Origin of the sequence: Acinetobacter sp. YH01011, assembly GCF_013420785.1 — a bacterium.
Classification (GTDB): Bacteria; Pseudomonadota; Gammaproteobacteria; order Pseudomonadales; family Moraxellaceae; genus Acinetobacter; species Acinetobacter towneri.
This window is the reverse complement of record NZ_VOYG01000018.1, coordinates 41029-52259: the sequence shown is the minus strand read 5'-3', so window position 1 is coordinate 52259 and position 11231 is coordinate 41029. Positions and strand designations below refer to the sequence as shown.

At 39.5% G+C, this 11231-nt stretch carries 11 protein-coding genes; 8 read left to right on the top strand and 3 right to left on the bottom strand.

The genetic code is table 11. From position 1 onward, the window contains the following. Positions 1 to 591: 591 nt before the first annotated feature. Entirely contained in the window at positions 592 to 1833 is a 1242-nt protein-coding gene (gene gltS / locus FTT78_RS12015; protein WP_026438165.1) for a sodium/glutamate symporter, read from the top strand. Between the two features lie 91 nt (positions 1834 to 1924). On the opposite strand, the gene chrA is transcribed toward gltS, so the two are convergent. Continuing rightward, the gene (gene chrA, locus FTT78_RS12010; protein ID WP_180044392.1) at positions 1925 to 3151 is read right to left on the bottom strand and encodes a chromate efflux transporter; all 1227 of its coding nucleotides are present in this window, start codon (positions 3149 to 3151) and stop codon (positions 1925 to 1927) included. A gap of 233 nt (positions 3152 to 3384) precedes the next feature. Here chrA and FTT78_RS12005 point away from each other — a divergent pair, with 233 nt between their 5' ends. From FTT78_RS12005 to FTT78_RS11995, 3 genes are all read left to right on the top strand, one after another. Then, entirely contained in the window at positions 3385 to 4395 is a 1011-nt protein-coding gene (locus FTT78_RS12005; protein ID WP_214129004.1) for a patatin-like phospholipase family protein, read from the top strand. Positions 4396 to 4750: 355 nt separating this feature from the next. Further along, entirely contained in the window at positions 4751 to 4921 is a 171-nt protein-coding gene (locus tag FTT78_RS12000; protein ID WP_165492551.1) for a hypothetical protein, read from the top strand. A 357-nt stretch (positions 4922 to 5278) separates the two neighbouring features. Further along, positions 5279 to 5800 carry an acyl-CoA thioesterase gene (locus tag FTT78_RS11995; RefSeq protein ID WP_019837477.1) on the top strand — a complete coding sequence of 174 codons (522 nt, stop codon included), beginning with the start codon at positions 5279 to 5281 and terminating at the stop codon, positions 5798 to 5800. A gap of 185 nt (positions 5801 to 5985) precedes the next feature. Here FTT78_RS11995 and FTT78_RS11990 read toward each other — a convergent pair whose 3' ends face one another. Next, entirely contained in the window at positions 5986 to 6198 is a 213-nt protein-coding gene (locus FTT78_RS11990; protein WP_096901473.1) for a hypothetical protein, read from the bottom strand. A gap of 521 nt (positions 6199 to 6719) precedes the next feature. On the opposite strand from FTT78_RS11990, the gene FTT78_RS11985 reads away from it, so the two are divergent. From FTT78_RS11985 to FTT78_RS11970, 4 genes are all read left to right on the top strand, one after another. Further along, positions 6720 to 7742, top strand: coding sequence for a GTP-binding protein (locus FTT78_RS11985; protein ID WP_096901474.1), 1023 nt, complete (start codon positions 6720 to 6722; stop codon positions 7740 to 7742). 92 nt (positions 7743 to 7834) lie between these two features. Next, entirely contained in the window at positions 7835 to 8365 is a 531-nt protein-coding gene (locus FTT78_RS11980) for a YaeQ family protein (protein ID WP_004977306.1), read from the top strand. Positions 8366 to 8423: 58 nt separating this feature from the next. Further along, a complete protein-coding gene (locus tag FTT78_RS11975) occupies positions 8424 to 8765 on the top strand; it encodes an FKBP-type peptidyl-prolyl cis-trans isomerase (protein ID WP_180044390.1) in 342 nt (113 codons plus the stop codon). A gap of 167 nt (positions 8766 to 8932) precedes the next feature. Next, the gene (locus tag FTT78_RS11970) at positions 8933 to 10774 is read left to right on the top strand and encodes a diguanylate cyclase domain-containing protein (protein ID WP_373686465.1); all 1842 of its coding nucleotides are present in this window, start codon (positions 8933 to 8935) and stop codon (positions 10772 to 10774) included. Positions 10775 to 10798: 24 nt separating this feature from the next. Here FTT78_RS11970 and FTT78_RS11965 read toward each other — a convergent pair whose 3' ends face one another. Then, complete coding sequence (locus FTT78_RS11965) at positions 10799 to 11119, bottom strand: co-chaperone YbbN (RefSeq protein WP_004977299.1); 321 nt, start codon at positions 11117 to 11119, stop codon at positions 10799 to 10801. Positions 11120 to 11231: the final 112 nt, after the last annotated feature.

Below are 11231 nucleotides of genomic sequence, written 5' to 3'. Positions count from 1 at the left end.
TCAAATGGCGATTCAGCGTTTAATTGGTTTTGGGAAAAAAGAAGAGTTTAAGGAAATTTTGGCAATTTTAAGAAAGCAGAATCCTGATAGGATAAGGGTTCTGTGAAATTTGTCGTGTACAGAGAAAATTTTTAGAAAAAACCGCAGAAAATAGCAGCTTTTTGTCAAAAAAAATGCATAATGATCGACCTTTAATCTTGCTGTTTTTTTATCAAGTGGTTGAATATCTTTATCGGAAGGTATTTATCCACCTCAGATATTTTGGAGCTTATATGAGATTACCTCTCAGTGTTAAGCCGATTCAGTTGTTTGCACTCGAAGTCACCCCGAAAGTGAAAATACTGTCTTTTGTCTTTCTTTTCTTCTGTTCTAGGCAAACGCAGATGATAACGCTTGAGTGAAACCAAAGGATGGGTTGGCTGAGCGAAATGCATACCTCTTAAACTTCGGTCAAATACGATACTGTTTACATACTTTGTATTGCGGCATTTTTTAGTTGATTTAGAGTCATAGTGATGCAAATGCTTTGGTTTGCATAGACAGCTCTTCATCATATTAAAAACAATCTGCAATCACTATATGGATATTGCCATGGAATTTACTTTTAATGCGTTTTATACGCTGATTGCTGCGGTCATCGTCCTGCTCTTAGGGCGACTTTTAGTCAATAAAATTGATTTTTTAAAACGCTATAATATTCCTGAACCTGTTGCAGGTGGTTTGGTTGCCGCTATTGTTTCATTGTTGGTGAATCAATTTTGGGGTTATAGCATTACCACCAGTAGCGCATTGCAAACTAGCTTTATGCTTATTTTCTTCGCCTCGATTGGTTTAAGCGCGAACTTCACAAAATTGCGTCAGGGCGGAATCGGTTTAATTATTTTCTTGATTGCAATTTCCACATTTATTGTGTTGCAAAACATTGTCGGCATTAGTCTTGCAACATTGTTAGGTATTGATCCACTAATTGGTTTAATTGCAGGATCGATTACTTTAACTGGCGGTCATGGTACAGCAGGTGCGTGGGGTGAAATTTTAGAAACCCAATATGGTATTCAAGGTGCTTTGGCACTGGGCATGGCAAGTGCGACCTTTGGTTTAATTATTGGTGGTTTAATTGGTGGTCCACTGGCTAAAACTTTAATCAATCGTCATCAATTGGCTGTACCACGTACCGACGAACAAATTGAAAAACGCGATAATACGCCTGCGGATCAAGATTCCAATGAGTTTATTCCATTTGAATATCCGCATCAGGTTCGTTTAATTACAGCAGATAATGCAATTACTACTTTAGGTTTATTTGCAGCGTGTTTGGCATTTGCCGAATTTATGACAGGCGCTGCCAAAGGCACGATGTTTGAATTACCAACTTTCGTTTGGGCATTGGCGGGCGGTGTGGTTCTGCGTAATGTCTTAGAAAGTATTTTTAAAGTTAATATTTTTGACCGTGCGATTGATGTGTTTGGGAATGCATCTTTATCGTTATATTTGGCGATGGCGTTGTTGTCACTCAAACTATGGCAATTGGCCGATTTGGCAGGTCCGTTGATGGTGATTTTAGGTGCGCAAGCACTCACAATGGCGTTATATGCAGCTTTTGTGACCTTCCGTCTTATGGGGAAAAACTACGATGCAGCCGTGTTGGCAGCAGGACACTGTGGTTTTGGGATGGGGGCAACGCCAACAGCAGTCGCCAATATGCAGGCCATTACCAATATGTATGGTCCATCTTATAAAGCGTTCTTGATTGTGCCGCTGTGTGGTGCATTCTTTGTCGATTTAATTAACGTTGCGGTGATTCAATCTATTCTAAAATTCTTTGGTGGCTAAGCTCCAAAGCATTCAGGCTTGATTCAGTCATCCACAAAAAATGCCAGTTCAATTGAACTGGCATTTTTATTTGATCTGTAGCATTTTTCATTTAAGCCATGAAATGCAAGAATGCTGTATAGACCAGGAAACTACCAATTAAACTGAGCCAAACAGGTAGTTTGGATTTTAATAATCCAATCACCAAAACAATAAACAGCAGATCAACAATACTCAAAATATGACGCTGTGCCATTTCGAGCACCATATACAGCAGCAAACCGACTACCGCTGCATTAATCCCTGTAACCGCATGACGAATATAGGCTTGCTGCATTAACCAAGACCAATAAGGCAAAGTCGAAAATACCAAAAAGAAAGATGGCAGAAAAATCGCCAACGTGGCTAAAGTCGCATTCAGCAGCGTTGATTCTGTCATTGGAATCAAACTGCCCAAATATGTTGCAAAGCTGAACAGTGGGCCAGGCACCAATTGCGCCATGGCATAACCCAAATCGAACTGTTCTGTACTGACTAAGCCTGTGCTAACAAAATCTTGATGCAATAAAGGCAAAATGACATGCCCACCGCCAAAGACCAAAGATGCGGCTTGATAGAAACTTAAATTGGCTGCATAGAGTAATTGAGGTTGCAGCCAGTTTAGACCTGACAGCACAATAAAGGGTGCAACAAAAAGTACTGCCCAAAATACAGCATAACGACGATGTTTGAGTAAATGTGCCGCAGTAAAATGCGTATCTGTCGCCGTTGTATTGGTGGATGATTGTGCAGCAGTTGGTGCTGCGCGTTTCGCCATCCAAATGCCAAAACAAGCTGCAATCAGAATCACTAAAACTTGATTGAAGCTCAAGGGCATCAGATAAATAAATAGGGCAGAAGCAAACATTAAGGCATATTGCCAAACCGTTTTACAAAAACTACGCAACATTTGCCAAAATGCCCAAGCCACCACGGCCAATACGATCAGTTGAATACTGTGAAAGCTATTTGACGACAGTACATCTAAATATTGATGTCCCAAAACTGCAACCAAAGCCATAAACAACGCTGAAGGTAGGGTGAAACCCAACCAAGCTAGGACTGCACCCCAATAGCCTTTTTGCAAATAACCAATCGCTAACCCCACCTGACTACTAGTTGGGCCAGGTAAGAGTTGTGCAAGTGCGACAATTTGTGAATACTGGGATTCATCTAGCCATTTCAGTTGTTGCACAAAACGCTGATGGAAAAACACCAAATGCGCTGCAGGCCCACCAAAAGACAGACAGCCTAATTGCAGAAAAATCCAGAATAATAAGGAATAAGAAGGTGTTGGCATATAATTTTAGACAGATTCGACTTGTGCGCCACTGTAGTGGCTAGACGTGACAGTTTAACGAATTACTACAAGGATCGGTTAAAATAATAGATAGACTATGGGCGGTCATGCAAGGCGAAACAAATAGCATCAGTGGCATGGTTAAGATGGTTGCTGTATCAAGTTAGCTGATCAACCTTGTCACGATTGGCGGTGAAATATCGACTGAAACCTATGGATTCAAGAAGGTCATTATGAAAATTGGGTATGTATCTCTTACAGCATTATTGATGGTGGGATGTCAGGCAGTGCCATCACAGCAGCAATTTTCGACTCAAACTTTACTTGAGTCGCAGCCCGTGGTTGAAGCAGAGTCACGCCTGAATCAAATTGATTTTCGTCAGTTAAAACAACAAAAAAAAGGTCCAGTTGTCGCCTTGGTTTTGGGCAGTGGTGGCGCACGTGGTTATGCACATATTGGGGTGATTGAAGTACTTGAGCAGTACGGTATTCATCCTGATTTTATTGTGGGCAGCAGCGCAGGCAGCATTGTCGGTTCAATTTATGCCAGTGGTAAAAATGCACAGCAATTACGTGAAATTGCCATGAATATGAAAGCCAATGATGTGCGGGATGTGACTTTAGATTTAAAAGGCTTTTTTGATGGTAAAAAAGTTGAAAATTATGTCAATGCACAAGTCGATCAACTCCGTTTGGAGCAATTTAAAATCCCGATGTACGTGGTGGCGACTGAATTAAAAGAAGGCAAAAAAGTTGTATTTAATTATGGCAATACGGGTCAAGCGGTGCGTGCGTCAGTGTCTATCCCAAGTATGTTTGTACCTACTAAAATTGCAGAACATGAATATGTCGATGGTGGTTTAGTGAGCCCTGTACCTGTCAAGGTTGCACGCGATTTAGGGGCAGATATTGTGATTGCCGTGAATATTTTGGCGCAGCCTATTCATACTGAAACCAGTAATGTGTGGGGATTGTTTAACCAAAATATTAATATTATGCAAAAGCATTTGGCCAATGAAGAATTGAAACTGGCAGATGTGGTCATTCAACCTGATTTACGTGAAAAAGCCCATATTTTTGATGTAAAAGGGCGCGAAGCGACTATGCTGGCAGGTGCAGAAGCAACCGCAGCGCAATTAAATAAAATTGATCAGGTCTATCAACAGCATCATTATGCGCATGGGCATAGAATTGTAGACTATAAAGTGAGTAATACTTTTGGGCTTTATGGACAGTTTAAATAGCTGTCCAGATCCTTCATTTAGGTCAATTCAATGAAATCAACAGATTTAACTTAAGTCTAATTAGGTGCTTGATAAAAATAACTTTAATGTTAGATTGCTTAGATTTATTCTTTGTAAGTATTTGATATTATAGTTTAAAAATAAAGATACCCTAAAGATATCTAAATACTGAGATGAGGTATTTAGACTTAAAATCAATTTTTTAGCGTGTTCTTTCGCACTGTTTCCATTTATTCTATGCAGCATTTACTGAATTAGTTTTTTAAGCAGTTTACCAATTGAACATGCTTCCAAGACAGCCTAACTTTTGTGCTTCAGGACTTTAAAACTTTATAAAAAATCGAGGGGATACTTCATGCACGGCTTTGAAATTGGACAGCAGGTGAAACTTGCTACTATGGAGCAAGTTATTTTTACAGTGACGATGATTAATCCAGATGGTTCTTATGTGATTGAAGCTGCACTGAGTACTGAACAAACTTTGACTTATAGCAATGTGTCGCAGGAAATGCTGCGCTTGGCTTAAATGTCGCAGCGAAGTTTGAAAATTTACGGGGAAATTGAACTTTTTTTGTGTAAATTCGCCGAAATTTGCTTGAATAATCCATTGAATAAAAGATTTTAGATTGTTTTTTGAACACTTGAATCAGGGGGATTCACGTAATATTCAATTTGAACAAATATTCTAAAAAATCAGAAATGGATTAAAAAATAACAGCTTGGGAGTCTTAGTCTTTAGTCTTATAATTTTAAATAAATGTTATCATAAACAATATAAATAATAATGATGCAGTTGTTGCCGAAATGAACATTCAAACTTTTATAAACGCGATATAATAATACGCTCATATCTTACTGTCTTTAAAAGAGTCTAGAGAACGCGATGTCACCATTAGATCAAATTGCCCCAGTGTTAGATGACCAGTCAGAATTAACCATGACCGTGTTAATGACACCCGACATGGCAAATTTCTCAGGGAATGTACATGGTGGAACAATTTTAAAACTATTAGACCAAGTGGCGTATGCATGTGCAAGCCGCTATTCGGGTAGTTATGTGGTGACTCTTTCGGTTGATAAAGTGAACTTTAAAGAGCCGATTCATGTGGGTGAATTGGTGACTTTCCTTGCTAGTGTGAACCATGTCGGTCGTACTTCAATGGAAATTGGGATTCGTGTAGAAGCACAAAATATCCAAAAGCGTACAGTGCGCCATACCAACAGCTGTTACTTCACTATGGTTGCAGTGGATGAAAATGGTAAACCAAAACAAATCCCTGCGTTGAAATTAGACAACGACTGGAAACGATGCCGCTTTGAAGCAGCGGAGCAACGCAAAGTTGCGCGTTTGCAAGAAAATCATCATCCATCTTGCAGTATTTATAAGAAAACTGAAAAAACCTAAGTTTTCATCAAATTTAGCTGAAAACCTGTTTGCAATTGTAGACAGGTTTTTTTGTGCCTATTTTTTAATTTTGTCCAAGGCAATATTGATTGGCTTTGTAGATAAACAAAAACTGAGTAAAGCGAGAGAGTGGCTTAAAACTCAGTTTTTGTATTCAATTTACATTTTAAAACGTATCGGTTTTTTTAAGGTTGTTGGGTCGATGCTGCTGGTGTTTCAGTGCTAGCTTCAGATGCAGGTTGTGCAGCAGCTTGTTCTGAAGCAGGTCCAGCCACAGTTTCCTGCGTTGAAACAACCACTTTTTCCTGTTCTGTTGCTGTCGATTCAGCCTTTGCAGCAAAAGTAGTTGCAGTGGCAAAAGCAAAAGTTGAAGCGAGTAAAATTTGTGTCAATTTCATGGTTTGGCATCCTTATTTAAAGTTTTTCATGAGTAGTAGGGAGTGCTCAGCACAAGCATTAAGTAAAAAAACTTATTGCGGCTAAAGTGTTCAAGTCAGTCATCACCTGATTTGAACGGGCTGAACAGGAACTCATGCTAAAGAGCCAAAGCTATGGGATCAATGCTTGCAACAAAGCAAAACAATGGCGGTTACTTGAACCGCACAATGATGATGAATAGGTCGTAGTTTGGTAATTTTTGTTTTAAATATGCAGTCAAATCCAATCAAAATGGCTGTGTTTTCCGCAATAAAATTGCGTGGTTGGCAATAAAACATAACATCAAGCGGCTAAAACTCGTGTATTTCCCCAAATAAGTTGCAGATCATCACGTAATAAATGTAAGCGAATTTTTCAAATCATGATGGTGATAGATGTGCTGAAATGAATAAATTTCAGTGTGTTTAGATTCAGATTGAACTAATCGCTAAACTTGCTTAGCATGCTTGAGTTGTTTGAAATTCAATAAAGTGAGCTTATTTTGAAATTAATTGCACCACAAAAAGCAGTCCCGACGCATATTATTTCTGGTTTTCTCGGTGCAGGAAAAACCACCTTATTGAAACAGTTACTCAGCCAAAAACCAGAACATGAAGTTTGGGCGGTGCTGATGAATGAATTTGGACAAATCGGGGTCGATCAACAACTCTTACCTCAGCAACAGGGTTATCAAGTCAAAGAATTATTGGGCGGTTGCTTATGTTGTAGCAGCCAATTGCCTATGCAAATTGCTTTGTCGCGTTTATTGTCCGAAGCGAAGCCTGACCGTTTATTCATCGAGCCGACAGGTTTGGGGCATCCTGCGCAACTCTTGGAACAACTGACCGAACCACATTGGCATACGCATTTATCGATGCGCGCCTTGGTGACGGTAGTAGATGGTTCGCGTTTGCATGATCAGGCGTGGACGCAGCAAAACCTGTATGCCGATCAGCTCAAAGCTGCACAAATTATTGTGGTGTCACATGCAGACCAAATGCAGGCGGCAGATGAGCAAGCCCTCATACAACTACAACAGGAATATCAAGCCTACGCGCAAAAATGGTTGAAAGCAGAACAGGGTCATCTGGCTTTGACCGAAATGGATATACCGTATGTCGGTACACAGCGTAAAATTCAGCCGTTGCTAAAATTGCAACAGAAGGTCAGCTCTACAAATCTGCAAGAGTCTGCAGAAATCAAACAATTGCCATATCACTATGTCGAAACTGCACAAGGATATGCAGTCGCAGGTTGGAAATTGCCTAAACGTTGGCAATTCGACTTTTATCCCTTATTAGATTTACTCTGTGAACAGCAAGATTGGCTGCGTATTAAAGGAATTTTTTATACCAATCAGGGTTGGAAAAGTTTCAACTTCAATCCGCAGCAATTTAATTATCAATCTACCGATGAAGGCATAGACAATCGGTTGGAAATTATTTATCAAAGCGAGCGTGATTGGGAAAAATTTGAGGCTGAACTATTGGCGTATCGGGTCGATGCTGCTGCGGTTCTAGACTGAAATCTATACGTTATCGGGCAAACGATACAGCAAAATCACAGAAAATCCATTATGCTTAGTGGCAAATTTAAACATAGTTTTAGGAATAGACAATGGCGCTGAAAGCGACAATTTATAAGGCAGATTTGAACATTGCCAATATGGATGTGCATCAATACGGTGACTATCAGCTCACCATGGCATTGCATCCTTCTGAAACTATTGAGCGATTGATGGTGCGTATTTTGGCATTCGCACGTTATGCAGATGAAGCTTTGGAATTTACCAAAGATTTATTTGAAACCGATGAGCCTGCTTTGTGGGAAAAAGACTTAACAGGGCAGTTAATTAAGTGGATTGAAGTCGGTTGCCCAGATGAAGACAAAGTCAAAAAAGCCAGTTCGCGTTGTAAGCAAGTTGCGATTATTGCTTATGGTTCATCGGTAGATGAATGGTACAAACGTAACAGTAAAATCAAAACTTTAAATAATGTTGAAGTGTGGCAACTATCGCCAGCGAGTACCGAAGCCGTTCAAGCTTTATGCGAACGTACCATGCAATTGCAGTTGAATGTAATGGATGGCGAATGGACATTGATTGGCGATCAGGCACAGGCTCAGATTGAGTGGACACAGTTGCAATAACACTTGCACGAGCTGGAAATTATCTTAAACATCGAAGTGCAAATATTTGGAGATGAACATGAGTGCAGAATTAGAAATTATTGATTTGGTGGTGGGTGAGGGGAAAGAAGCGGTTAAAGGCGCTTTAATTACTACGCATTACACAGGCTGGTTGGAAGATGGCACAAAGTTTGATTCATCCTTAGACCGTGGTAACTATTTTGAAACCGTGATTGGTACAGGTCGTGTCATTAAAGGCTGGGATCAAGGCATCATGGGGATGAAAGTGGGTGGTAAACGCAAACTGATCGTACCTGCGCATTTGGCTTATGGTGAGCGCAAAATGGGCAATATCATTCCTACTAATTCTAATTTGATTTTTGAAATTGAATTGTATGATGTGAAAACACGCGATCAATAAACACCTTTCAACTTAGCCAAACCGCTAGAATTTAAGTCATTCATCCGATGCCGATGCCAGTAAGGTCTAGCATAAATGACTTAATTTTTTACTTCAAATTTAGTGCAAGAACGATTAGATTAAAAAACAAGCACAATAGGATTTTTGCATTTTTGAATTTCACTCGGATGTGGCACAAGTGTGCATTACTCTTCTTAATTTTACTGTGCAGTGTACTCACACCACCGCGTGTGTTGGCGCAGTATGAGTCTGCACCTGAATCTTACTATCTATATCAACAACTGCTCAATTCTGTTCAATTTACTGAAGATCAATCGAGTATTTTGACTGGGCGATGGTTGTTTTATCCGCAACAATTGATTCAAGAACCCAGTGCGGTACTGGCATCGAATACCGTTGAATTGCCTGCTTCATTTGAAGATTTAATGGGCAATGCCAATACTTACGGCACTTTTATTGGGCACTTTCAAATTCCAAAAGAATTTCTAGGCAGACGTATTGCGATTTGGATTCCCAACCAATATGGCGCCTATCGGGTATTTTTAAATGGCGATCCACTGGTGCGTGTTGGCACAGTCGGTGCAGATGCGAGTAGTCACCAAACCGAAAATGCCCCACGAATTGCATATTTTGTTCCTGAAAGTGAATATTTTACCCTGACCATTCAAGCGTCTAGCTTTCAGAGCTTGCAAGGTGGTTTAAAAAATCCAATGAAAATTGGTTTAAGTCGCACCATCAATCAACAGTATCAGCGTTTGATGATGAGTATTGCCATGATTTGTGGGGCAGTACTTGGTATTGGTTTGTTTACCTTGATGTTTTCGGCATTTAGTCTTGCAAATGGTGGAAAGACCAAGCGTATTTTTATTTTCGGCATTTTTATTGTTTTTCTGGCATTACACAATTTATTTTCTGCACCCTATGCCTATACCACTTTCCTGAATTTAAGTTGGTCTTGGGGAATAAGACTCGAATATTTATTTAGTTTTTTAGCGATTTTATTTTTCCTGAGTTATATGTTTTTGCTCAGTTCGCGCTATTTGCATCGTTGGGTATATAGCGCGGCAATGCTGTTATTGAGCTTTAATATTGGGGTGACGCTGTGGGCAGAACCCACTATTTTTCAGCAGTTGGCATTTTATAGTTCTTTTTTCTTTGTGCTGATTTTGGCAAATTTTGCTTATGGATTTTATCAAACCCTGCATTCAGGAGAGCATTATTCTAGAATCAATTTTTGGGCAGTAATTATTCTGTGTGGCACATTTATTCATGATTTTTTATTAATGCTGAATTTGGTCAATTCCATTCATTTATCTTTTATTTCGACCAGTGTTTATGCATTGCTCATCATGTTTCAGCAGGCACGAAATTATGCCTACCATAACTTACGCATTGAACGCTTGAACCAAAAACTGATTCATTTAAACAGCTCGTTAGATTTAAAAGTGCAGGAACGCACTGAACAACTCAGTCTTTTGAATGAAAAACTGGAAATACAGATTAAAACCGATGCATTAACAGGGGCATATAATCGCCGTGCATTAAATGAAGAAATTCAGCGTTTGTATTTTGAAACCTTGCAAAATAAGCGACATATTTTGGTCTTTGCGATGCTCGATGTCGATTATTTTAAAAAATACAATGATCATTATGGGCACTTAAAAGGCGATCAAATTCTGCAAAACCTAGTTAAAGTTTTACAAGATATTTTGCCTAAAAATGCGTTTGTGGCACGTTATGGGGGTGAAGAATTTGCCATTTTACTGCACGATATTCCGCAACCTGCGATTGCACCACTCATGCAAAAGGTCTTGCAGGCTGTGCGTGATGCAGCTTTTGAGCATGTAGCACGAGAAGACCATAAACAATATGTGACTTTAAGTATCGGTGTAGCGTGGATGACTCGCGCACAAGCGTATACGCACGTGGATGATTTTATGAAAGCTGCAGATGCGCATTTGTATCAAGCCAAACATGCAGGACGCGATCAGGTAGTAATTCAAACTTAATATGTTGACGCTACTCTACATGGCTTAAAGATAGCTCTGAATTTTTTGTTGAAGTTGTACGACAGAAACATTGCCCGACAGTCGTTCAACAATTTGCCCATCTTTAAAAATCAGAGTGGTCGGTAAACCAAAGACTTGATAACGCAAAGTTAAAATTGGAGATTGATCGACATTCACTTTGCCAAACTTTACCGAAGCATCAAAAAGTTGGGCAAGCTGCTCAAAAAATGGTGCATTTTGAACACAAGGCGTACACCACGTCGCATAAAAACGAATCACCGCAACGCCTGTTTCATATTCAAACTCACGGTAATTATTTTCGTTGTATTCCACAATTTCTGACATCACATACTCTTTAATCATAAATAAAAATTTAATCACGCATGAAACACCACGGCATGAGAATTATACCTAAGTTAATCTGGGTTTTAATGCTTTGCTGTTTTATGTTCAAATA

Bases quoted from the DNA above. Each gene is read 5' to 3' on its own strand.
- gltS (WP_026438165.1), top strand. From the start codon at position 592: ATGGAATTTACTTTTAATGCGTTTTATACGCTGATTGCTGCGGTCATC.
- chrA (WP_180044392.1), bottom strand. From the start codon at position 3,151: ATGCCAACACCTTCTTATTCCTTATTATTCTGGATTTTTCTGCAATTA.
- FTT78_RS12005 (WP_214129004.1), top strand. From the start codon at position 3,385: ATGAAAATTGGGTATGTATCTCTTACAGCATTATTGATGGTGGGATGT.
- FTT78_RS12000 (WP_165492551.1), top strand. From the start codon at position 4,751: ATGCACGGCTTTGAAATTGGACAGCAGGTGAAACTTGCTACTATGGAG.
- FTT78_RS11995 (WP_019837477.1), top strand. From the start codon at position 5,279: ATGTCACCATTAGATCAAATTGCCCCAGTGTTAGATGACCAGTCAGAA.
- FTT78_RS11990 (WP_096901473.1), bottom strand. From the start codon at position 6,198: ATGAAATTGACACAAATTTTACTCGCTTCAACTTTTGCTTTTGCCACT.
- FTT78_RS11980 (WP_004977306.1), top strand. From the start codon at position 7,835: ATGGCGCTGAAAGCGACAATTTATAAGGCAGATTTGAACATTGCCAAT.
- FTT78_RS11975 (WP_180044390.1), top strand. From the start codon at position 8,424: ATGAGTGCAGAATTAGAAATTATTGATTTGGTGGTGGGTGAGGGGAAA.
- FTT78_RS11970 (WP_373686465.1), top strand. From the start codon at position 8,933: ATGTGGCACAAGTGTGCATTACTCTTCTTAATTTTACTGTGCAGTGTA.
- FTT78_RS11965 (WP_004977299.1), bottom strand. From the start codon at position 11,119: ATGTCAGAAATTGTGGAATACAACGAAAATAATTACCGTGAGTTTGAA.